The 21,867-nt window shown below is 72.2% G+C and carries 18 protein-coding genes and 2 pseudogenes; 5 read left to right on the top strand and 15 right to left on the bottom strand.

Annotated features, from left to right (window positions below; translation table 11 throughout):
- Positions 1-26: 26 nt before the first annotated feature.
- From ACLQ3B_RS13430 to ACLQ3B_RS13420, 3 genes are all read right to left on the bottom strand, one after another.
- Positions 27-635, bottom strand: a complete 609-nt coding sequence (locus tag ACLQ3B_RS13430; RefSeq protein ID WP_425780609.1) for a bifunctional 4-hydroxy-2-oxoglutarate aldolase/2-dehydro-3-deoxy-phosphogluconate aldolase — start codon at positions 633-635, stop codon at positions 27-29.
- A gap of 55 nt (positions 636-690) precedes the next feature.
- Positions 691-1,716, bottom strand: coding sequence for a sugar kinase (locus ACLQ3B_RS13425; protein WP_425780607.1), 1,026 nt, complete (start codon positions 1,714-1,716; stop codon positions 691-693).
- A 94-nt stretch (positions 1,717-1,810) separates the two neighbouring features.
- The gene (locus ACLQ3B_RS13420) at positions 1,811-2,671 is read right to left on the bottom strand and encodes a S1 family peptidase (RefSeq protein WP_425780605.1); all 861 of its coding nucleotides are present in this window, start codon (positions 2,669-2,671) and stop codon (positions 1,811-1,813) included.
- 173 nt (positions 2,672-2,844) lie between these two features.
- Here ACLQ3B_RS13420 and ACLQ3B_RS13415 point away from each other — a divergent pair, with 173 nt between their 5' ends.
- Both ACLQ3B_RS13415 and ACLQ3B_RS13410 read left to right on the top strand, forming a co-directional pair.
- Positions 2,845-4,026, top strand: a complete 1,182-nt coding sequence (locus tag ACLQ3B_RS13415) for a low temperature requirement protein A (protein WP_425780603.1) — start codon at positions 2,845-2,847, stop codon at positions 4,024-4,026.
- Positions 4,027-4,121: 95 nt separating this feature from the next.
- On the top strand, positions 4,122-5,306 hold the full coding sequence (locus tag ACLQ3B_RS13410; protein ID WP_425780601.1) for a low temperature requirement protein A: 1,185 nt from the start codon (positions 4,122-4,124) through the stop codon (positions 5,304-5,306).
- A gap of 10 nt (positions 5,307-5,316) precedes the next feature.
- On the opposite strand, the gene ACLQ3B_RS13405 is transcribed toward ACLQ3B_RS13410, so the two are convergent.
- From ACLQ3B_RS13405 to ACLQ3B_RS13355, 11 genes are all read right to left on the bottom strand, one after another.
- On the bottom strand, positions 5,317-5,889 hold the full coding sequence (locus ACLQ3B_RS13405; RefSeq protein ID WP_425780599.1) for a nucleosidase: 573 nt from the start codon (positions 5,887-5,889) through the stop codon (positions 5,317-5,319).
- A gap of 37 nt (positions 5,890-5,926) precedes the next feature.
- On the bottom strand, positions 5,927-8,617 hold the full coding sequence (locus ACLQ3B_RS13400; RefSeq protein WP_425780598.1) for an Hsp70 family protein: 2,691 nt from the start codon (positions 8,615-8,617) through the stop codon (positions 5,927-5,929).
- A gap of 102 nt (positions 8,618-8,719) precedes the next feature.
- Positions 8,720-9,178 carry a GNAT family N-acetyltransferase gene (locus ACLQ3B_RS13395; RefSeq protein ID WP_425780596.1) on the bottom strand — a complete coding sequence of 153 codons (459 nt, stop codon included), beginning with the start codon at positions 9,176-9,178 and terminating at the stop codon, positions 8,720-8,722.
- Positions 9,179-9,268: 90 nt separating this feature from the next.
- Positions 9,269-9,820, bottom strand: a complete 552-nt coding sequence (locus ACLQ3B_RS13390; protein ID WP_425780594.1) for a DinB family protein — start codon at positions 9,818-9,820, stop codon at positions 9,269-9,271.
- 12 nt (positions 9,821-9,832) lie between these two features.
- Positions 9,833-10,558 (bottom strand): RibD family protein, encoded by a 726-nt coding sequence (locus tag ACLQ3B_RS13385; protein ID WP_425780592.1) that lies wholly within the window; start codon positions 10,556-10,558, stop codon positions 9,833-9,835.
- Positions 10,555-11,238, bottom strand: coding sequence for a GTP cyclohydrolase II (locus ACLQ3B_RS13380; RefSeq protein WP_425780590.1), 684 nt, complete (start codon positions 11,236-11,238; stop codon positions 10,555-10,557). Before ACLQ3B_RS13380 ends, ACLQ3B_RS13385 begins: the two co-directional genes overlap by 4 nt.
- 59 nt (positions 11,239-11,297) lie before the next feature.
- Positions 11,298-12,236, bottom strand: coding sequence for a lysylphosphatidylglycerol synthase transmembrane domain-containing protein (locus tag ACLQ3B_RS13375; protein WP_425780588.1), 939 nt, complete (start codon positions 12,234-12,236; stop codon positions 11,298-11,300).
- Between the two features lie 66 nt (positions 12,237-12,302).
- Positions 12,303-13,121 carry a class I SAM-dependent methyltransferase gene (locus ACLQ3B_RS13370; RefSeq protein ID WP_425780586.1) on the bottom strand — a complete coding sequence of 273 codons (819 nt, stop codon included), beginning with the start codon at positions 13,119-13,121 and terminating at the stop codon, positions 12,303-12,305.
- Positions 13,118-14,164: a glycosyltransferase family 4 protein gene (locus ACLQ3B_RS13365; RefSeq protein ID WP_425780584.1), complete on the bottom strand. Its 1,047-nt coding sequence runs from the start codon at positions 14,162-14,164 to the stop codon at positions 13,118-13,120. The genes ACLQ3B_RS13370 and ACLQ3B_RS13365 overlap by 4 nt, the downstream gene beginning before the upstream one ends.
- On the bottom strand, positions 14,161-14,559 hold the full coding sequence (locus ACLQ3B_RS13360; protein ID WP_425780582.1) for a 6-pyruvoyl trahydropterin synthase family protein: 399 nt from the start codon (positions 14,557-14,559) through the stop codon (positions 14,161-14,163). Before ACLQ3B_RS13360 ends, ACLQ3B_RS13365 begins: the two co-directional genes overlap by 4 nt.
- Before the next feature lie 2 nt (positions 14,560-14,561).
- Positions 14,562-15,545, bottom strand: a complete 984-nt coding sequence (locus tag ACLQ3B_RS13355; protein WP_425780581.1) for a dehydrogenase — start codon at positions 15,543-15,545, stop codon at positions 14,562-14,564.
- Positions 15,546-15,746: 201 nt separating this feature from the next.
- Here ACLQ3B_RS13355 and ACLQ3B_RS13350 point away from each other — a divergent pair.
- From ACLQ3B_RS13350 to ACLQ3B_RS13340, 3 genes and pseudogenes are all read left to right on the top strand, one after another.
- Positions 15,747-17,123 (top strand): annotated as a pseudogene (locus ACLQ3B_RS13350) (collagen-binding domain-containing protein); the annotation flags it as partial.
- Between the two features lie 105 nt (positions 17,124-17,228).
- Entirely contained in the window at positions 17,229-20,600 is a 3,372-nt protein-coding gene (locus tag ACLQ3B_RS13345; RefSeq protein WP_425780899.1) for a DUF7507 domain-containing protein, read from the top strand.
- Positions 20,601-20,909: 309 nt separating this feature from the next.
- A pseudogene (locus ACLQ3B_RS13340) lies at positions 20,910-21,242 on the top strand (XRE family transcriptional regulator); the annotation flags it as partial.
- Positions 21,243-21,246: 4 nt separating this feature from the next.
- Here the strand turns inward: ACLQ3B_RS13340 and ACLQ3B_RS13335 are convergent.
- Positions 21,247-21,813: an NUDIX hydrolase gene (locus ACLQ3B_RS13335; protein WP_425780579.1), complete on the bottom strand. Its 567-nt coding sequence runs from the start codon at positions 21,811-21,813 to the stop codon at positions 21,247-21,249.
- Positions 21,814-21,867 lie beyond the last annotated feature (54 nt).

Below are 21,867 nucleotides of genomic sequence, written 5' to 3'. Positions count from 1 at the left end.
CGGGGGCGGGGGGCGGGGCGGGAGGGTTAGGGGGTGGGGCGGGTCAGGTTGGCTAGGGCGTCCAGCTGGGTGGGGTCGGAGAGGGCAGAGCCGACTGCTACGACCCGTACACCTGCTTGCAGGAACGCTGCCGCGTTGCTCGCGTCGAGGCCGCCGGTGGCGACGAAGCGCAACTGGGGCAGCGGGCCTGCCACGGCCTTGAACCAGGCCGGCCCGAGGGAGATCGCGGGGAATGCCTTGAGCCAGGTGAGGCCGTGCCGCAGTGCCTGCTGGGCCTCGGTGGGGGTGGCCACACCGGGCAGGTGCGGCAGGCCACGCGCGGCGGCGGCGTCGGCGACCGCGAGGTCCAGGCCGGGCGCGACGGTGAACCGGGCGCCCGTGTCGGCCGCCGCGGCGACCTGTTCGACGTCGAGCACGGTGCCGGCGCCGACGATCCGGTCACGCTCGGCCCCCGCCTCGACGGCGGCCCGCAGCGCCGGCACCGCGTCGGCGGTGGCCACCGGAACCTCCACCACGTCGATGCCGAGGTCCCAGGCACGCTCGGCGAGCCGAACGGTCTCGGCGACCGGCAGGCCGCGCAGGATCGCCATCACCCTGGCGCCGCCGAAGATGTGGTCGAAGTCCGGTGTGGTCATGGTGCACTCCATCCGAGGTCGCGGTGAAACTGTTACTGCTGGTCGTCAGCCCGACTCAGGTCGTCGCCCCCGGCTTGGTCAGGTCGAGCGGTGACCAGGCGTCGGCAGGGGCGTCGATCAGCTTCTCGAACCAGACCCACGGCGGGACCGGGGCGTTGTCGCCGCTGCTGGTCAACGCCTGCGCCGCGACGAGGTGGCCGAGGCGCAACCGCCGCACCGGGTCGAAGTCGCGGAGCAGCCCGGCCAGGTAGCCGGCGGCGAACGCGTCTCCGGCGCCGACCGGCTCCACCACCGTCACCCGGGGTGCGGGCACGAAGACCGGTTCGGCGTCGCGGACCAGCGCCGTGGCGCCCACCGCGCCGTCCTTGACCACCACGGTCCGCGGAGCGGGCAACAGCTCGCGTACGGCCGCCGGGTCGGTGGCGCCCCAGAGGGTTTCCGCCTCGTCCTGCCCGACGAAGACGAGGTCGCAGCGGTTGGCGAGGTCGCGCAGCACCGGCGCGGCCTGCTCGGCGGGCCACAGCCTGGCCCGGTGGTTGACGTCGAAGCTGACCAGCGCCTCCGCCAGCGGTCGGTCGGTCACCGCGTGCTCGACCAGCGCCCGGCAGGAGGCGGACAGCGCCGGGGTGATCCCGGACAGGTGCAGCACCCGGGCACCGGCCAATGCCGGGTCGGCCAGCGTGGCGGGGTCCATCCGGGTGGCCGCCGACCCGGCCCGGTAGTAGTGCACGGCGGTCCCTGCCGGGCCCGGGTCCTTGACGTACAGGCCGGTGGGGGCCGTCGGGTCCACACACACCTGGTCGACGCGGACGCCGGCGGCGGCGACGTGTCGGACGACGGCCCGGCCGAAGGGGTCGTCGCCGACCCGACTCACCCAGGTTGTCAGGTGTCCGAGGCGGGCCAGGTAACCGGCCACGTTGGACTCGGCTCCACCGACCGACACGGCGACCCGTTCGGCGTGCTCGAGCGGCTCACCCGGCGCGGGGCAGAGCACCACCATCGTCTCCCCCACCGCGGCCACCTCGATCGACGGAAGGCCGGCCGGGGCGCTCGCCGGGTCGGGTCGGGGGGCGGTCGGCATCGGGCACACGTCCTCGGGGCGGGGTGCTGGGCGTCGCCGAGCCTAGGTGTCCCGCGCGGGACGGGCAACCCGTCGTACGTCACACCTTTGACGCTCAGGGCAACGTCAGCCCGTACGCGGCCAGCACCTCCGCGATCGGCTGGTAGTAGGTGGTGCCGCCGGCGGTGCAGTTGCCGGTGCCGCCGGAGAGGATGCCGAGGATGGTGCCGGTGGAGGCCACGTAGAGCGGTCCGCCGCTGTCCCCCGGCTCGGCGCAGATGTTGGTGCGGATCAGGCCGTAGATCACGCCGGTGGCGTAGTTGACGGTCTGGTTGAGGCCGGTGACCGTGCCGCAGCGCACCCCCGTGGTGCTACCACTGCGGCACACCGCCTGACCGATGTACGCGTTGCCGGGGCCGTTGATGGTCAGCAGGCCGGGGTGGGTGTAGACCGCGCTCGGGTGGGCGATCCGACCGGTGTAGCGGATCAGCCCGTAGTCGTTCGTGGGGTAGCTGGTGGCGGTGCGGGTGCCGAGCACGGTGCTCTGGGCGCTGTCGGCGTACCAGGTGGCGGCGGCGGTGGTGCAGTGGCCGGCGGTGATCACGTAGTAGGTGCTGCCGCTGCGTGCGTTGGCGCCGAGCGAGCAGCGCGCGCCGCCGCCGTAGATCCCCTGCCCGCCGGCGATCAGGGGGCGCAGCGTTCCGGGTTCGCGGCGCAGCAGCACGCCGGCCCGGTCGGTCACCGCCCGCAGCGCGGCCAACTCGCCGGGGGCCACGGTGTCGTCGACAGTGAGGGTCATCCGGCCGGTGGCGGGGTCGAGACCCCAGGCGGTGCCCGCGGTGCGTACCCCGGTCAGCGTGACCGCCGGGTCGGCGGCGGGCGCGGCGGCCCGGTCGGGGGTCGCGGCCTGCGCCGCGCCGGGCGCGACGAGCAGCAGGATGGTCAGGACGAGGGCAACCAGCGGGGAGCGGCGCATCCGAACCTCCGAGGAGATCGAGATTGATGGATGCGGCCAAGCATCACCCGGCGTCCGACGCCGTGGCAACCTCCGGCCGCCCTCTTCGCCGCCCGGCGGGAATCACCGATCCGGGGACGGCCCGTGTCGGGGCCGCCGATAATTCCCCCGGGAGACGCGGCGGGAGGCCAGGCATGACCACCAAAGGGAATGCGGCGCTGGTACGCCGACGGGATCAGTCGACCCGGGCAACGCTGCTGGAGCTGCTCTTCGACGTGGTCTTCGTTGCCGCGCTCGCACTGACATCGAAACTGTTGTCCGAAGAGCTCTCCTGGTCCGGCGGCGCCAAGCTGCTGCTGATGCTGACCGCCGTCTGGTGGACGTGGTCGGTCACCACGACCACCACCGAGTTCTACGATCCGCAGCAACGCCCGATCCAGGCCATCCTGATGATCGCCATGGTCGGGTCGGTGGGGATGGCGGCATCGCTTCCGATGGTCAGCAGCGGGCACCTACTGCTCTTCGTGATCTCGTACGTCGGCACACACGTGATTCGCTGCATCATCCTGGTCACCGCCCTGCACCGGCAGGGGCACCGGACGGCCCGGGAGCGGGCCACCCGGTTTCTCTTCTGGTTCACGGTGTCCGGCATCTTCTGGGTCCTCGGCGCGCTGTCAGAGACTCCGAACTGGGGGCTCTGGACGATCGCCATAACGATCGACCTGGTCGCCGGGGCGGCCCGCTATCCCACCCCCTGGCTGGGCCGGGTGCCGCTCGCCCAGTACGGGCGGACCACCGAGCACCTGGGCGAGCGGTACCAACAGTTCATCATCCTGGCCCTCGGCGACATCATCCTGTTGCCGACGCTGCAGGTCAGCCGGGGCCATCTCGATCACCTCCGGCTCACCTCCCTGCTCTGCGCCTTTGCCACCATGCTGCTGCTCTGGCAGATCTACGTCTTCCGCGCCGGCGAGTTGTTGGTGACGGCCGGGTCCCACGGGAGCCAGGCAACGCGACTGGCCCCGTTCACCCACCTGGTCATGCTGGCCGGCGTGGCCAGCACTGCCGCCACCTTCGACCTGGTCGTCACCAGGCCGACCGGAACCACGCCGGTGCCGTGGCTCGTCCTGATCATCATCGGCCCGACGCTGTTCGTGGTCGGCCGCGTCCTCTTCACCATGGCGGTGTCGTGGGTCGTGCCGTGGCGGCGAATTGCCTGGCAGCTCCTGCCGCTGCTGGTGCTGCCGTGGGCCGGCGGTTGGCCGCCGGTGCTGGTGGCCACGATCGTGGCGCTCGGGTTGGCCGGTCACATCCTGTTTCCCGGAGCAGCCCGGGAGACCACGCCGGGCCTGCGGCTGCGACAATCCGCCGACTGACCCCTGCCCCTCCCCGACCGGCGGGAATCGCCGATCCGGGGGCGAGCCGCGCCAGCACCGCCGATAATCCTCGGAGACACGGCGGGAGGCCGGGCATGACCACCGGAGGCACCGCGGCACTGGTACGCCGGCCGGACGGGTCGACCCGGGCCACGCTGCTGGAGTTGCTCTTCGACGTGGTCTTCGTGGCCTCGCTCGCGCTGACCTCGACCCTGCTCACGCAGCGCCACACCTGGTCCGGCGCCGCGATGGTCCTGCTGGTGCTGACCGCGATCTGGTGGACCTGGTCGGTCACCTCCACCACCACCGAGTTCTACGACCCGCAGCAGCGCCCCATCCAGGCCATCCTGATGGTCGCCATGGTCGGGTCGGTGGGGATGGCGGCATCGTTGCCGATGGTCTCCGACGGGCACGCGATGGTCTTCGCCATCGCCTACGTCGGCACGCACGTGATCCGCGGCATCATCCTGATCACGACGTTGCACAAACAGCATCATCGGCTGGCCATGATCCGCGCCGCGCGATTCTTCTTCTGGTTCCTGGTGTCCGGCGTCTTCTGGATCGCCGGTGCGGTGTCCGGCACGGTGAACTGGACCCTCTGGACCATCGCCATCACGATCGACCTGCTCTCCGCGGCGGCCCGCTACCCCACGCCCTGGCTGGGCCGGGTGCCCGTCGACCAGTACGAGCGGACCACCGCGCATCTGGGCGAGCGGTACCAGCAGTTCATCATCCTGGCCCTCGGTGACATCATCCTGGTTCCCACGCTGCAGGTCAGCCGGGGCCCGCTGGCCGGACTCCGGGTCGCCGCGCTGATCTGCGCGTTCGCCATCATGCTGCTGCTCTGGCAGGTCTACGTCTTCCGGGCCGGCGAGTTGTTGGAGGCCGGGGCCGGGCCGAAGTCGGGCCGGCCAGCCCGGGTGGCTCCGTACACCCACCTGGTGATGCTGGCCGGCGTGGTCGGCACCTCGGCCTCGTTCGATCTGGTCGTCAGCCGGCCGACCGGCACGACGCCGGTCGGGTGGCTCTTACTGATCATGAGCGGTCCGGCGCTGTTCGTGATCGGCCGCGCCCTGTTCACCCTGCTGGTGTCCATGCTCTTGCCATGGCGGCGAATGCTCTGCCTCCCCCTGCCGCTGCTGACGCTGCCGTGGGCCGGCCGCTGGCCGCCGCTGCTGGTCACCACGGTCGTGGCGCTCACGCTGGCGGCGCACATTCTGATTCCCGGAGCGGCCCGGGAGACCACGCCGGGCCTACGGCTGCGGCAATCCGACGACTGACCCTGCTTGTTCAGGCGACGTGTCGAGCGGTCCACTCGGCGAGGTCCCGGGCGCACGCGTCCACCGACTCCCGCCAGGTCCGGGCCGCGCCCTCACCCGCCTCGTCGCTGACCTGCTTGACCAGCCGGCACGGCACGCCGGCCTGCGCGGCGGCCCAGGCCACCGCGTACCCCTCCATGTCGACCAGGTCGGCACGCTGTGCCAACCGGTCGCGCTCCGCGTCGTCGGCCACGAAGGTGTCACCGGTGGCCAGCACCGCACCCTCGGCGGCCAGCGCCAGCGGCGCACCGTAGGTCTCGCCGGTGAGCGTGCGCAGCAGGTCGGTGTCCAGGTCGTGCTGGAGGACTGTGGCGACCTCGTGGATACCGGCCCACCCCGGGCGCAACGCCCCGGCCGTACCCAGGTTGAGCAGCAGGGCGGGACGCGGCCCGGCGGCCAGCACCGCGGCCACCGCGCTGGCGGCGTTCACCTTGCCCATGCCGGTGAGCAGGACCGGCAGCTCGGGCGGCAGGTAGCGGGCCTCCTCGCCGACGGCGAGCACCACCAACGGACGATCGGCGCGGACCGTGCCTCGAAGATTCACCGGAGCATCGTACGAGTCGGCTGCTCGGCCCTCGACGTCAGTCGTCGGTGAAGCCGTACAGCACGAAGTCCTTCTCCGCGCCACAGGCGATCACGTGGGTGTTCCACGAGCAGGACGAGCTACGCACGTCCTTCAGCTCGCCCAACTCGTCGACCTCCCCGGACTCGGCCCACACCCCGGCCAGCACCCGGTTGTCCGCGACCACGCTTGGCGCCTTCGCGAAGACCAGCAGGTTGCCCTCGTCCAGGCGGACCGCCACCCCGCCCCGGTCGGGCAGCACCGGCTTGCCGGTGGCGTCGAAGACGGTGACGGTCGGCTCCGGGGACTCCCGCTGGGCGAGCAGCTGCTCACCCAGTGGGACCAGGTCGGTCACGCCCGGCGCCGACCACTTGATCATGCCCTCACCCTCGGTGGCCGCCACCACCTCGGTGCGCGCGACGTCGTTGTTCGGCACCTGCAGCAGGCACGCCCGCCGGGCACCGCAGGCCACCAACTCCTTCGGGCGGTACTCGTCGTTCCCGGACCGGTGCAGCACCACCGGCTCGGCGTCGGAACCCAGGTCGTACGCGAGCAACTGGTAACCACCCTCGTTGGCGGCCACGTACAGGCGGTCCTCGTGGGCGACCACCAGGTCGTCGAGGTCGGCGACGCTGCCCCACTGGCGCAACACACGACCGGAGGCCATGTCGAGCAGCCGCACCGACCGGTCCGCACCCACCTGCACGAGTCGGCGCCCCTTGCCCGTCCACGGGTCGCGGGGCCTACCGTCGAGGAAGGCCGGCCCGCCCGCCGCCGCGTCGGTGCCCACCGGCCGGACCACGGTACGGGCTCCGGCGTACTTGTCGCGGGGGTTGGGCTCGGTCCACCTCGTCGAGCCGTTGCTCAGGCGCAGGCCGACGAGTTGCTCCCCGGCCCGGTCCAGAAGCACCGCTGTGTCGTCGGCGACGTACACCTCGTCGTCACCGCGCAGATCGCGCTGCCAGCGCTGCTTGCCCGTACTGCCGTCGAGCACGGCCAGCGGTCGGAGAGTGCTGTCGGCCGGCGCGTCGGCGAGGACCACGACCGCCCCGGGAACGGCGATGATCGCCTCCCAGTCGTCGGCCCGCACGTCGGTGGGCCTGCGCCACAGCTCGTCGCCGCTGACCGCGTCGACGGCCACCACCTCCAGCCGGTCGTCGGGCAGCGGGAACGCCAGGTAGGCCCGATCGTCGAGCACCGCCGTCCACATGCCGACCGGCCGTTCGGCGCCGGCCGGCGGCCGGGACAGCTCGCGCAGCGAGTCGAACGCCAGATCCGGGTAGCGGTCCCAGGTCAGGTAGAGCGCCGCGGCGGTGGCCACTCCGACCAGGGCCAGCACCGCGCCGAGCACCACCCAACGCGCCCGCAGCCAGCGGGGCCCGCCGCCCGTCGGGGTCGGGGTGGCACCGGCAAGACCCGGCCCGGGAGGCGGGCCCACCGGCGGAGCCGATCCCGGCCAGCGCTGCGACGGTACGACCGGCGCGGGGGCTCCGGCCGGGGCGGGCGGGCTCACCGGAGCCGGCGCGGGTGGTGCGAGCTGCGGTCCCGCGTACGCCGGGGCGGGTAGCGGCTTGCGCAGCGGCAGGTCGGTCAGGGCGCCCTCGGCCACCGGTAACTCGGGCTGGTCCAGCACCGTCGGCGCGATCCCCAGCTCGGCGTGCAGCATGCGGGCCACCAGCGGGATCCGTGACGACCCGCCCACGAGGAACAGCCCGTCGAGTTGATCGGGGCTGAGGCCGGCGGCGGCGATGACCTCCCGGGCCCGCTGCACCGCCCGGTGCAGCAGCGGCGTGGCCACCCGTTCGACGTCCAACCGGGTCAGCTGGATCGTCTCGGCCACTCCCGGCACCGCGACCGGGGCGACAGCGGACCGGGACAGGGTCTCCTTCGCACCTCGTACCTCGTCCCAGAGTCGGACCTGGTCGCGGCGCTGCGCCGGATCCGCCGGTCGGGTGAGCCGGGCCCACTGCGCGGCGTGCCGCTCACCGACCACCTCGCCGACCCGCCGCACCAGCGCGGCGTCGAGGTCCAGCCCGCCCAGGTCCGGCAGGCCACCGTCGGCGACCACGCTGAAGCCCGAGTCACCCCAGGGGTCGGCGCCCTCGTTGCGCAGCACCGCGACGTCGAGCGTCCCGCCACCGAAGTCGAACACCGCGATCGCCCCGCCGACCGGCACCGGACGGTGCAGCACCTGCGTGTAGTAGCGGGCGGCGGCCACCGGCTCCCGCAGCAGCCGGGTGCCCGGCGGCGTCGGCCCGGCGAGGGTGTGCTCGGCCGCCTGCGGCCAGCCCGCCCGCAGCAGCGCGTCGGCGAGAACCTGCCGCCGCGTCGCGTCCCAGGCGGCCGGGCAGGTGACCACGGCCGGGGGCAGGAAACCCACAGCGCCCACCGCGGTCCGCGCGACCGCCGCCAGCACCGCGGCGAGCAGGTCGGCCGGCGGGTACGCGCGCTCGCCGAGCAGCACGGTCGGCTCGTCCACCCGACGCTTCGGGTTCGCCTCGAACCGGGCCGGGTCGGCCTGCGCCAACCGTCGGGCGTCCCACCCGGTGTGCAGGGTGCCGTCCGGGTCCGCGTAGACGGCTGACGGACTGAGCGGTTGACCGTCCATCAGCAGCGGACGGGTCCGCCCGTCGGGCCAGCGCAGCACCGCGACCGTGTTGGACGTACCGAGGTCGACGCCGAGAGCGAAACCCTCGTGCTGGCCTGCCATTGCCCGATACCTCCGCGCCGACGAGGGGAACTCGACCCCGCATCGTACGCAGGCCCCGCCGCACTGCTGATCACTCGGTCCGGGATGGCCGGTGGCGTCCGCTCAGCGGGTGGAGTGGACGCCCACCACCTCGTCCTCGCTGGTCTCCCCGGTCAGCTGGAAGCCGAGCTTCAGGTAGAACCGCTCCGGGCCGTCCGGCCCCGGCTTCCACGTGGTGTAGACGCGGTCGTGGCCACGTCGGTGGGCCTCGTCGCGGACGGCCTGCACCGCGAAGCGGCCGTACCCCCGGCCCTGGTGCTCGGCGGCGATGTTCAGCCGCCACAGCCCCGAGCGCCTGTCGTCCGGCTGGGCCGGATCCCACACGATGTCGAAGAAGCCCATCAGGAAGCCGACGATCTCGTCATCCTCGACGATCAGGCGCGGCCACGCGATCTCGGGCTGCGCGTACGCCTCGGCGAGGGACCAGGCAACCGGAGACGAGAACTTCTCCTGGTCGGGCCGCACGCTCACCCGACACGCGGCCTCCACGTTGTCCTTAGTGACTTTCACCAGTCGCGGCACGCCGGCCACCCTACCGAGCGGGCCGCGCAACAGCCCGTCGAGCAGCCTGCGCCTGCCGAATTGGAACCAGGTGTCGAGGTCGGCGTCGGCCTACTGTCGAGCTGCCGGGCCGTCCCGATCGGTCCGTGCGGCGCGGAGCAGCCGGAGCTGTCCGATCTCCGCGACGTTCTTCATCAGCTCGGAGTTGACCCACCCGATCGTGTGCGTGACGGTGAGGTCGGTCTGGTCCGGCCAGGGGAACGTCGCGATGCGGTCGAGGTCGTTGTCGCTGAGCTGGCCGAGGAGACCCAGCCATTCGGTGCGCAGCCCCCGCAGCCAGGCGACTGTCGGCTCGCCCGCGCCCGGCCAGGCGACGGCCGTCCGCTGCCGCGCTGATCCACCCCGGAGATGATCCATCGTCACGGTCCACCACCAGCCGACGTGCCAGGTGAGCCAACCGATGGTCGGCACCGGGACCGGGTCAGGTTCGGTGTCGGCCCAGTCCGGGATCCAGGTGCCGTCCGTGCTCTGCCGCACCGACCAGCAGTGTGGGGCCGGCTCCCAGAGGAAGTCCGCGGGATCGAGTCGCTCCAGGTGGTACTCGAACAGCGACCACGTCAGGTCGAACTGCCAGCGCAGGAGGGCGAGGGGCGCTACGGACATCCGGAGATGATGTCAGCCGATCGGGCCGGCGGGGTCGGCGGGGCAGCGGGTGGAGAGGGCGTAGCGGAGCAGGACCACGTCGCCGATCTGCCGGGCCTCGGCCAGCCGCGCGCGGCGACCCGGGTGCCAGGGGAAGCGACCCTCGCCGACGAACCGGGGCGCCCGCCCGTCGCCGACGAAGAACGGGGCGACCACCAGGTGCAGTTCGTCGGCGAGACCGGCGGCGAGGAACTGGGCGTGCACCGTCCCGCCGCCCTCCACCATCAACCGCTGTACACCGCGCGCGGCCAGGTCGGTCAGCACCCACTCCGGGTCGACCGGCTCACCCGCGTCGATCACGACGGCCAGTCGGCCGACCCGTTCCTGGGTCTTCTCCACCGCGCCGGTGGCGCAGTAGACGAGCCGGGCCGCTTCACCGGCGGTGAAGAAGCGGGCGGTCGGGTCGAGGTCACCCCGGGCGGTCAGGGTGACCTTGGTGGGTGAGGCGGGTCGGCCGGCCGCCACCCGCTCGGCTCGGCGGGTCGGAGAGCGCACCAGCAGCCGAGGGTCGTCCCGTCGGACGGTGCCGGCGCCGACCAGGATGGCATCGCAGCTGGCCCGGACCTCGTCGACGCGGTCCAGATCCTCCTCGTTGGAGAGCAGTAACCGCTGCTCGGAGGCGTCGTCGATGTACCCGTCGATGGAGGCCGCGCAACTTAACAGCACGTACGGGCGCGTCGGCCCCGGCCGCCAACTCATCGGGAGACGGGCCGCTCGGGAGTACGGGCCGCGAGCGCATCCGCCGCCTCGACCTCCGCCGCCTTGGCCGCCTTGGCCGCCAGGTAGTCGGCGTTGGCCGGCGAGAGGAAGACGCTGGTGAGAACCCGTTCGGCCACGTCCACGCCCAGCCGGGTCAACTGGTCGGCCTTGTCCGGGTTGCTGCTCAGCAGGCGGACCCGCGGCACGTCCAACGTGGCCAGCATCTGCGCGGCGACCGTGTAGTCCCGCTCGTCCTCGCCCCGGCCCAGCGCGACGTTGGCCTGGTAGGTGTCCAACCCGGCGTCCTGCAACGCGTACGCGTCGAGTTTGGCGTACAGGCCGATGCCACGGCCCTCCTGGCGGAGGTAGAGCAGGAAGCCCCCGGTCTCGGCGATCCGCTGCACCGCCTCGCGCAGTTGTGGCCCGCAGTCACAGCGTTGGCTGCCGAACACGTCGCCGGTCAGGCACTCGCTGTGCGGACGGACCAGCGGGGCCTCTCCCCCGGCGGCGAGCCGGTCCAGGGCGCCCGCCCAGTCGCCGAGGCCGAGGGCCAGGTGCTCCCGACCGTCCACCAGGCCCTTGAAGGTGAACACCCGGGCGGTCGTGGTGTAGCCGTCCGGAAACGCCAACGGCACCGTGACCTGCGTACGGATCGAGGCAACCGGCAATGCTTCGGGCATGGGACTCCTTCGTCCGGCGCCACCGCCATCCGGCGACGCGTTCCGTCTCACAACCGACTTCAACAGCCGCCGCCGGAGGCGGCTTCCCGGGCGGCGACCGGAAGTCGACGCCGACGAGCCAGCAGCACGGCGGCGCCGGGCAGGCTGGCTACCAGCACCAGTGCACCGTAGACGGTGGCGGTGGCGACACCCTCGGCTGCGCTGAGGCCGGCCGCGCCGAACACCCACGCCGCCACCCCCTCGCGGGGCCCGAAGCCCGCCACGTTCAACGGCAGGCCCATGGCGAGCAGGGCGAGCAGCGTCAACGGCAGCAGTCGGGTCAGCGGGGCGTCCGACCCGGCGGTGCGCGCCGCCACCAGGAAGGTGGCCAGGTGACCGGCGACCATCACGGCCGAGGCGACAAGCACACCGAACCAGGTGCGTCGCGCCAGCAGCCCCGAGCGCACGTCCGCCACGGCGGTACGCAGTGCCGTCGACCAGCGCGACCCGCCGCCGTTCGGAAGGATCCGGGTCACCAGAACGGCGACCAGCCCGCCGGCGACGACAAGCGCGGCGGCGACCGGCAGGTACGGCCGGACCGGGGACGGGAAGGCCGCGAGCACCACGAGCGCGACTCCGACCAGGACCACCTGCCCGGCGATCCGCTCCCAGACCACCGCGCGGATGCCCCGGCTGACGTCGCCGGCGTCGCGGCCGTGGCGTACCGCCCGGTGCACGTCGCCGAGCACCCCGCCGGGCAGGGTGGCGTTGAGGAACACCGCCCGGTAGCAGTGCGCCACCGCGGTGGCCAGTGGTAGGCGGACGCCGAGGCCGCCGGCGACCAGGCTCCACCGCCACGCCGCGCAGACGGTGGTGAGCACCCCGATGACGAGCGCCGCCGCCAACGCCGGCGCGTCGATCAGTCGTACCCCGGCGAGGAAGGGGCCGGTGCCCACCTGCCACAGCAGGACGGCGAGCAGACCCACCCCGCCGACCACTCGTGCCCAGGCCCAGAACATCGGCGCCGGCCCTCCCCTTGAAGATCGTCCACTTGCCCTAGTGCACGTACCCAGGGTGTGAACGGTTCATCCACCCGCGAGGAGGTCGATGTGATCGACCAGCACGGTGAGCCGGCCGGCCGCCGCCTCGGCCAACCGACGTCCGGCGTACGTCTGGGCGGGGCCGGCCAGGTCGGGGCGCTGCGCGCAGGCCGCCCCGAGCCAGCCCCGGAACCACTCGGCTGCCAGGTCGGCCTGCTCCGGGCCGAGATGCCACGGGCTGGGTCGTTCCCGCACGTCGACTCCATGCCGGGCGAACGCGGCGGCGGTGACGGCGGCGGCATCCGGGCCGAGTAGCCGCCGGCCGTCGACGGTACGCCGCTGGTGCTCGTTGAACGCGGCTTCGACCGCCTCGTCCAGCGGGTCGGCCGGGGTGAACCGGACCCGTCCGGTCACCGAGATGGCGAACAGGGTGGGCCGGCCGACGCAGGCGGCCACCACCCGTTCGACCTCCTCCGCGGTGAGCATGTCCAGCAGCGCGGACGCGGTTACCAGGGAAGCGTCGGCGAGGTCCGCGGTGGTCAGCCGGGTGAGGTCACCGCAGCGGGTGTGGACGGTGACCGGGGCGCCGTCGGCGGCGGTCACCCCGCTCATACCCTCGGCGGCGCGGGCCAGCAGGTCGGCGTCCCGGTCGTGCAGCACCCAGTGCTGTGGTCCGGGCAGCCGCGCGGCCATCCAGCGGCTCATCGAGCCGGTGCCGCTGCCCAGGTCGTGGATCACCGGCGGGGCGTCCCCGGTCAGCCGGGCTCGGACGGCCTCCAGCAGGTCCTCGGCGCGCGCCGCCGCGTCGGCCGGCTCACGCAACCGCAGCCAGTCGGCGAACGGCAGGGTCTCCTCGACGGTCATTCCGCCACCTCCTTCAGCACGCCGGCCAGCAGCGCGGTGGTCACCGGCCAGTCGGTCAGGGTGTCCCGCCGGGCGAGCGCGGCACGCCGAAGCCGGGCGCGCAGCGCGTCGTCGTCCAGCCAGCGGGTCAGCGCGGCGGCCAGCGCCTCCGGGTCTCCGGGCGGGACCAGCAGTCCCGGTCGGTCGCCGTCCGGCGCGTGGCCGAGCGTCTCCGGCAGGCCGCCCACCTCGGTGGTCACCACCGGCAGGCCGCGGGCCAGCGCCTCGGTGACGACCATGCCGTACGTCTCGCCTCTCGACGGCAGTACCAGCAGGTCGGCTGCGGCGTACGCCTCGCCCAACGCCGCGCCGGTCAGCGGGCCGACCAGCCGCACCCGCTCGGTGAGGCCCGCTGCGGCCAACCGGTCGCGCAGCACGTGCACGAGGTCCGGTTCCCGGGCCAACGTGCCCACCCAGAGCATCGTCCAGGGCCGGCCGGCCAGCGTGGCCAACGCGTCGACCAGCACGTCGTACCCCTTGTGGTGGGTGACCGCCGCGACGCAGAGCAACCGGTCGCCGGCCGCCGAGCCGGCCACCGCCGGCGCGGGCCGCACCCCGGGCGGCGCGGCCCGGACCCGGCCGGCGAGCGTCGGATGGCGGGCCAGCAGGGCGCGGCGGGTCCAAGCGCTTGTCGTGACGACGGCCCGGGCGGTGGCCAGCGCGTGGGCCTCCGGCTCGTCGTCCAGCGGCAGGTGCACCAGGACCACCAGCCGCAGCCGACGGGCGTGCGGGGCGAGCAGGTCCGGCACGGTCGAGGCGATCAGACCGTCGATCAGCACCACCGCGTCGTCGGGCGCGGCGGCGAGCACCCTGCCCAGCGTCGCCCGGTCGGCCGGGTCGGGGTGCGGCCAGGCGCCCGGCACCGGGTGCTCGTGGACCGACCAGCCGCGCTCGCCCAGCCCCGCGCAGATCCGCCGGTCGTAGGAGTTGCCGCCGCTGGGCGTCGCCGGGTCGTCGATGTCACCGGGCAGGACGACGTGCACCGCCCGGCCCGCATCGGTCACAGCGACCGCTCGTAGCTCGCCCAGGCGATGTGCGACTCGTGCAGGGTGACGGTGATGCCGGCCAGGTCGCGCGCCCCCGCGCCCAGCTCACCGGCGTGCACCCGCTCGACCAGTCGGTCGGCGATCGTACGGGCCAGCACCTCAGTGGTGGTGTTCACCCCGGCGAAGGCCGCCTCGTCGTCGAGGTTGCGGTAGGTCAGCTCGCCCAGCACGGCCCGCAGCTGCTCGGTGGCCAGGCCGATGTCCACCACGATCCCGTCGGCGTCCAGGTCGGGCCTGCGGAACGTCGCGTCCACCACGAACGTCGCGCCGTGCAGACGTTGGGCGGGACCGAACACCTCGCCTCGGAAACTGTGGGCGATCATCATGTGATCCCGAACGGTCACGCTGAACACGGTCACTCCCCGTCGTCGTAGGTGATGAGGTGGCAGAGGGCGGGCAGATCACCCGAGGTCAGTCTGGCGAGCACGTCGGGCAGTTCCGCGAACCGGGACGCACCGGTGATCAACGCGTCGAAGGCCGGGTCGTCGAGCAGGTCCAGGGCGAGCGCCAGCCGGTCGGCGTAACTGCGCCGTCCCCGCCGGGCGGGCGCGACCATCCCGACCTGACTGCTGCGCACGGTGAGTCGGCCGGAGTGGAACGACCCGCCCAGCGACACCTGCACCGGGCGGTCGCCGTACCAGCTCAGCTCGATGACCGTGCCCTCCGGCGCGAGCAGGTCCAGTGACTGTTGCAGGCCGGCGGCGGTGGCGCTGGCGTGCACGACCAGGTCTCGTTCGCCCTTGGCGTCGGCCGGGTGGGCGAAGTCGACGCCGAGCGCACCGGCCACGCCGGCCCGGCGCGCGTCGGGGTCGACCAACTCGACCTGCACGCCGGGGAACCGGGCGAGCAGCGCCGCGACGCAGCAGCCCACCATGCCGCCGCCGATCACGGTGACCCGGTCACCGACCAGCGGCGCCGCGTCCCACAGCGCGTTGATGGCGGTCTCCACCGTGCCGGCGAGGACCGCTCGGGCGGCCGGCACCCCCTCCGGCACCGGCACCACGGCGCTCGCTGGCACGACATAGGCGCTCTGGTGCGGGTGCAGGCAGAACACCGTCCGCCCGAGCAGCTCCGGTGGGCCCTGCTCGACCACGCCGACGCTGAGGTAGCCGTACTTCACCGGGCCGGGGAAGTCGCCCTCCTGAAACGGCGCGCGCATCGCGGCGTACTGGTCGGTGGGCACCCGGCCGGCGAAGACCAGCGTCTCGGTGCCCCGGCTGACCCCTGAGTAACTGGCCCGGACCAGCACCTCGTCGGGGCCCGGGGCGGGCAACGACACCGGCCGGATCTCGGCCGCGCCGGGTTCACGCACCCAGCAGGCGTACGCCTCGCGGATCACCGTCGCGCACCTCACGTCTGCTCCGGGCCAAACCGATCGGCCATGTCGGGGTCCCCCGGTCGGGTTGTCGATCATAAACACGGAGGTACGGCGCGCACAGTTCGAAGCTCGCTCGGTGCAATAGCGATTCGGACAAATCTGGCATAAGATGCTTTTTGCCCCGATACGCTCCCCTGGCACATTCGAACCAACGGGGGCGTGATGAGGATTTCGTGGTGGGGTAGCCGCAGGTCACGGGCTGCGGCGCTGGCCGCAGTGGCGGGCGTGCTGGCGGTCAACGGTCTACTGGTGCCGGCGCCCGCCGCGCCCACTCCGATCAACCCGGTACTGGCCGCCGTCGACGAGGCCATCGGACCGGTCGACCCGGTCGCCGAGGCGCTGAGCTTCGGCGTGATGACCGAGGGCAACGCCACGGTGAACAACGACGAGAACGAGGGAACCCTCGCCGTCGGCGGTGATCTCACCTTCGGCACCTACCAGCTCGCCGGGGCGACCGCCGGATCGTTCGTGGTGCCCGGCGACGCCAATCCCAGCGCCCTGGTCGTGGGTGGACGGGTCAACTTCGCCGGCAGCGTCGGCGGCAGCCGCCTCCAGGTGCTCTCCAACGGCTACGCCAAGGTCGGCGACCTGACCGGCGCCTTCGTCCGCAACACCGACAACAACGGCGCCCAGGTCAACACCCGGATCCTGCCGACGAACGACTACGACGCGTCGCCCCGGGTCGAGCTGGTCACCAGGCAGCCGGTTCCCAGCGTCGGGCCGACCTCGCCGATCAACTTCGCCGGTGCGTTCGCCGCCTTCCGGGACACCACCGCCGGCCTGGCCACCTGTGACAACACAGTGGTGCTACGGACGCCGAACGGTGACGTGCTGCCCCGCCCGATCCCGCCAGGCAGCAACGCCGTCGTCACGTTGACCCCGGGCGTGACGAACGTGCTCAACCTGACCGCCGCCGACCTGGCCAACATCCAGATCCTGACCTTCGCCAGTCAGCCGACCGCCGACACCCCGCTGCTGGTCAATGTGGACACCAGTGGTGTGGGCAACACGTTCGCCTGGACCGCCCCGAACTTCGCCGGGATCGCCGGGCCGCAGGCGCGCTACATCCTGTTCAACTTCCCGACCGCCACCGCGCTCACCCTCACCCCGAACGCGGCCACCGTCGAGGGCACCATCTACGCCCCCAACGCCAGCCTCACCGACCTCTCCTCCAGCAACACCGAGGGCAGCGTCATCACCCGTACGCTGGACCACCGCGGCGGCGAGATCCACTACTTCCCGTTCAGCACCACCCTGTCCTGCGCGGGCGCCGCCCCGGCCGACATCGCCCTGATCAAGTCGTCGACCACCACGCTGATCAACAGCGTCGGTCAGCAGGTGCCGTACTCCTTCCACGTGGTCAACACCGGCGGCGTTCCGTTGACCAACATCTCCGTCACCGACGTGCAGACCCCACCGTCGTCGAACGCCAACCTCGGCCCGATCACCTGCGCCGCCACCACCCTCGCGCCCGGGGCGCAAACCGCCTGCACCGCCACCTACACCGTCACCCAGGCCGACCTGGACAACAACGGCGTCACCAACGTCGCCACCGCACAGGGCAACCCATCCACCGGCCCACCTGTCGTCTCCGATCCGAGCACCCTGACCATCCCGGCGCGGGGGCTCACCGCCGCCGTCACGGTGGTGAAGTCGTCCACCACCACGTCGATCACGTCCGTCGGACAGCAGGTGCCGTACCGGTTCCTGGTCGCCAACACCGGCGGCCTGACCCTGAGCAACGTGGCCGTCACCGACGTGCAGACACCGCCGTCGTCGAACGCCAACCTCGGCCCGATCACCTGCGCCGCCACCACCCTGGCGCCCGGCGCGACCACCATCTGCACCGCCACCTACACCGTCACCCAGGCCGACCTCGACAACGACGGCGTCACCAACGTCGCCACCGCACGCGGCACCCCGCCCGGCGGCGGTACGCCGGTCACCTCGCCGCCGTCGACGCTCACCGTTCCCGCAGCCGGACTGACCCCGTCGATCGCGGTGACGAAGACCTCGACAACAGCGTCAATCACCGCAGTCGGGCAGCAGGTGCCGTACTCGTTCCACGTGGTCAACAACGGCGGGCTCACCCTGACCGCCATCAACGTCACCGACGTGCAGGCACCGCCCTCGTCGAACGCCAACCTCGGCCCGATCACCTGCGCCGCCACCACCCTCGCACCCGGCGCGCGCACCGCGTGCACCGCCACCTACACCGTCACCCAGGCCGACCTCGACAACGACGGGGTCACCAACACGGCCACCGCACACGGCACCCCGCCTGGCGGTGGCACCCCGGTGAACTCGCCGCCCTCGACCCTGACGTTGCCGGAAACCGGCCTGGTCGCCTCGATCGCGGTGGTGAAGACCTCCACGACCAATGTGATCAGCACCGTCGGGCAGCAGGTGCCGTACTCGTTCCACGTCGTCAACAACGGCGGGCTGACCCTGACCGACGTCGGCGTCACCGACGTGCAGGCGCCGCCCTCGTCGAACGCGAACCTCGGCCCGATCACCTGCGCCGCCGTCACCCTCGCGCCCGGCGCGCAGACGGCGTGCACCGCCACCTACACGGTCAGCCAGGCCGACCTGGACATCGGCTTCGTCCGCGACACCGCGACCGCGGAGGGCACCCCGCCCGGTGGCGGAACGCCCGTCCAGTCGGGGCCGTCAACGTTGACGATCCCGAGCGGTGACGTCTTCCCGGCCATCTCGCTGATCAAGTCGTCCACCACCGCCGCCATCAGCTCGGTGGGCCAACAGGTGCCCTACAGCTTCCTGGTCGCCAACACCGGCGGTGTCACCCTGAACAACGTCAACATCACCGACGTACAGGACCCACCGTCGTCGAACGCGAACCTCGGCCCGATCACCTGCCCACAGACCACCCTCGCTCCCGGTGCGACCACCGTCTGCACCGCGACGTACACAGTCACCCAGGCCGACCTGGACCATGACGAGCTGACCGACATCGCCACCGCGCACGGCACCCCGACGGGGACCGAGGAGCCGGTGGACTCGGACCAGGTCGTGCTGACCATTCCGGCGGCCGACGTCACACCGTCGATCTCCGTGGTGAAATCGTCCACCACCACATCCATCACCTCGGTCGGGCAGCAGGTGCCGTACCAGTTCCTCGTCGTCAACAACGGCGGTGTGACGCTGACCAACGTCAACGTCACCGACGCGCAGACCCCGCCCTCGTCGAACGCGAACCTCGGGCCGATCACCTGCCCACAGACCACTCTCGCGCCAGGCCAGGCGACAGCCTGCACCGCCACCTACACCGTCACCCAGGCCGACCTCGACAACAACGCGGTCGCCGACGTGGCCACCGCACACGGCACACCTCCGGACAGTGAGACGCCCGTCGACTCGCCGCCGTCCACACTGACGATCCCGGAGGCTGGGCTGGTCGCCGCGATCTCGGTGGTCAAGGTCTCCGAGGTCACCTCGATCGGTACGGTCGGGCAACAGGTGCCCTACCGGTTCCACGTGGTCAACACCGGCGGACTCACCCTGACCGACGTCAACGTCACAGACGTGCAGGCGCCGCCCTCGTCGAACGCGAACCTCGGCCCGATCACCTGTGCCGCCGACACCCTCGCACCCGGCGCGCAGACGGCGTGCACCGCCACCTACACCGTCACCCAGGCGGACCTGGACAACGACGGGGTCACCGACACGGCCACCGCACACGGCACACCGCCGGGCAGCCAGACGCCTGTGAACTCGCCGCCCTCGACGCTGACCATTCCGGAGGGCGGGCTCACCGCCAACATCGACGTGATCAAGTCGTCGACCACTGTCGCGATCACCGCACCCGGCCAGCAGGTGCCCTACACCTTCCTGGTGGTCAACACCGGTGGCTTCACGCTCACGAACGTGACAGTCAACGACACGGTGCTACCGCCGTCCCCGCGTGGCGAACTCGGCGACATCACCTGCGGTCCGCAGGACACCCCGAACGGGGAGGTGACGCTGTCGCCGGGCGCGTCCATCCAGTGCCGGGCGACCTACACGGTGACCGCGGAGGACTTCACCGGCTCGTCGCTGCGCAACGTCGCCACGGCCACCGGCACACCGCCGTCCGGGCCCCCGCCGGTCTCACCACCGTCGCCTGTGGACATCCCGATCCCGCATCCAGCCATCGCCATCACCAAGTCCGTGACGCCTACCGTGGTGTCCGCGGCCGGTGACGTGGTCACCTACCGGTTCGTGGTGAGCAACACCGGCACCACCTCACTCAACGCGGTGACCGTCGACGAGACCGACTTCTCCGGCACCGGTACGCCCGGGGCGATCACCTGCGGCACCCCGCCGGTCGCCAACGGCACGGTCACCCTGGCCGCCGGTGCGAGCACCACCTGCACGTCCACCTACGCGGTCACCGCGGCGGACATCGAGGCCGGCCGGATCACCAACACGGCCGTCGCGGCCGGCACCCCGCCGACCATTCCCGGCCAGGACCCGCCCGCACCGGTACGCTCCGCGCCGGCCTCGGCCGAGGTCACGGCCACCCGGGGCGCGGCCATCACAGTGGCGAAGTCGAGCAGCACCGACAAGATCGTCCGACCGGGTCAGCACGTGCCGTTCCAGTTCGTGGTCACCAACACCGGTCAGGTGCCGCTGACCGGCGTGACGATCACCGACACCCTGACCGCGCCGGCCTCGGCGGCAAACCTCGGCCCGATCACCTGCGGTCCGGAACGCACCCCGAACGGCGCCGTCACCCTCGCGGCCGGCGCTGCCGTGACCTGCGCGGCGACGTACACGGTCAGCAAGGCCGACTACCACCACGGGTCGCTGCGCAACACCGCGACGGCCACCGGCACCCCGCCGGACGGCCCGGCGCCGGTCGCACCCGAGTCCACCATCACCATCCCGGTGAAGGGCAAGCTCCCGGTCACCGGTGACTCGTTCCCGATCTCCGCCTGGATGGGCGCCGGCGTGCTGGCGGTGCTCCTGGGCGCGGCGCTGCTGCTGGTCGTCCGGCAGCGCAGGCTCCGCGCCTAGCGCGGACCTGATCGCGGGGGTCGGACCGGAGGGGAACCGGTCCGGCCCTCGCGGCACGTCACCACCACCGCGCGGCGGGCGATCCGCCTCAGCCTCCGACCAACGAGTCGGTCCGGCACCTTTGCATGAAGAACGTCGATGGCGATGACTGCTTGAACGACCACCAGTGACCTCTTCGGTGTGAACTCTCGGCGAGCCGGTCCGATCGGGTGTCATCCGAGGTCGTACGGCGTGCTGGGGTCGTTTCGGGTCGGGTTCGGTGGGCAGGGTTGCTGTACTTCGCTGCTGTACTGCTCGTCGACGAGGAACCTGTCGGCCAAGTTCGGCCACTGCTTCCACGCCCTCGGCCGCAACACCCACGCCGAACGCTTCGCTGTCCGGTCCCTGCGCATGGACAACCGATATGTACGCGGCCGAGCCTTCAACCTCGCCCTGCTCGCCAGCGTCCACGCCCAACAGGGCGAACCTGACCGGGCCTGCGCCGTCGGCGCGGAAGCCCTGACCCTGACCACCCAGCTACGGTCCGCCAGAGCCGTCCGCTACCTCCGGGACCTGCAAACTCAACTCGCTCCGCACCGGCGGCTACCCGCCGTCCGGCACTTCACCGGCCGCATCGACGCCACGCTCGGTCGGCGGCGCTGACCGGTCACAGCTCTCCCCGGGCCTTACGCGCGACCAGCTCCAGCACCGCGATCACCGTGCCGGCACCGACGATCTCACCCCGGGACACCAGCCCGTACGCCTCGTCGAGCAAAATCCACGCGACCTGCTCCGCCTCGTTCACGTCCAAAGGTGCGCCGATGCGCTCAGCCTTACGAGCCAGGAACAGAAGGTTCTCAGCGTCGGCAGTGCCGACCCACGGTTGGAAGGACAGCAACGGCTCCACCCCTTGAGGCCGCCAGCCGGTCTCCTCCTCGACCTCCCGCACCGCGCACTGCGCCGGCTGCTCCTCGTCGTCGACGTAGCCACCGGGCAACTCCCACACCCACCGGTCGAACACGAACCGGTGCCGCCGCATCAACAACAGGCGCTCCCGATCATCGAGCACGGCGACCATGGCCGACCGGGGAGCCCGGATCACGTACTGCTCAAAGCGCACCCCGTCGGGCAACTCCACCTCGGCGATGCTCAATTGCGCCCGCCGGGTGTCGTCCACGACCCGCTCGCCGTGGATGGTCCACCGGGTCAACTCCGTCGCCTGCTTCTTCACCACCCCGCCAGTATCCGCGCCGAACCCGCCACCTGCCGTAGGCGACGCCTCCTGGGC

It is taken from the genome of Micromonospora sp. DT53 (genome assembly GCF_049841535.1).
Classification (GTDB): Bacteria; Actinomycetota; Actinomycetes; order Mycobacteriales; family Micromonosporaceae; genus Micromonospora.
The sequence above is the reverse complement of the archived record's forward strand: the minus strand, read 5'-3'. Positions and strand labels throughout refer to the sequence as shown.

Excerpts from the sequence above, each read along its gene's own strand:
- ACLQ3B_RS13430 (WP_425780609.1), bottom strand. The coding sequence starts at position 635 with ATGACCACACCGGACTTCGACCACATCTTCGGCGGCGCCAGGGTGATG.
- ACLQ3B_RS13425 (WP_425780607.1), bottom strand. The coding sequence starts at position 1,716 with ATGCCGACCGCCCCCCGACCCGACCCGGCGAGCGCCCCGGCCGGCCTT.
- ACLQ3B_RS13420 (WP_425780605.1), bottom strand. The coding sequence starts at position 2,671 with ATGCGCCGCTCCCCGCTGGTTGCCCTCGTCCTGACCATCCTGCTGCTC.
- ACLQ3B_RS13415 (WP_425780603.1), top strand. The coding sequence starts at position 2,845 with ATGACCACCAAAGGGAATGCGGCGCTGGTACGCCGACGGGATCAGTCG.
- ACLQ3B_RS13410 (WP_425780601.1), top strand. The coding sequence starts at position 4,122 with ATGACCACCGGAGGCACCGCGGCACTGGTACGCCGGCCGGACGGGTCG.
- ACLQ3B_RS13400 (WP_425780598.1), bottom strand. The coding sequence starts at position 8,617 with ATGGCAGGCCAGCACGAGGGTTTCGCTCTCGGCGTCGACCTCGGTACG.
- ACLQ3B_RS13390 (WP_425780594.1), bottom strand. The coding sequence starts at position 9,820 with ATGTCCGTAGCGCCCCTCGCCCTCCTGCGCTGGCAGTTCGACCTGACG.
- ACLQ3B_RS13385 (WP_425780592.1), bottom strand. The coding sequence starts at position 10,558 with ATGAGTTGGCGGCCGGGGCCGACGCGCCCGTACGTGCTGTTAAGTTGC.
- ACLQ3B_RS13380 (WP_425780590.1), bottom strand. The coding sequence starts at position 11,238 with ATGCCCGAAGCATTGCCGGTTGCCTCGATCCGTACGCAGGTCACGGTG.
- ACLQ3B_RS13375 (WP_425780588.1), bottom strand. The coding sequence starts at position 12,236 with ATGTTCTGGGCCTGGGCACGAGTGGTCGGCGGGGTGGGTCTGCTCGCC.
- ACLQ3B_RS13370 (WP_425780586.1), bottom strand. The coding sequence starts at position 13,121 with ATGACCGTCGAGGAGACCCTGCCGTTCGCCGACTGGCTGCGGTTGCGT.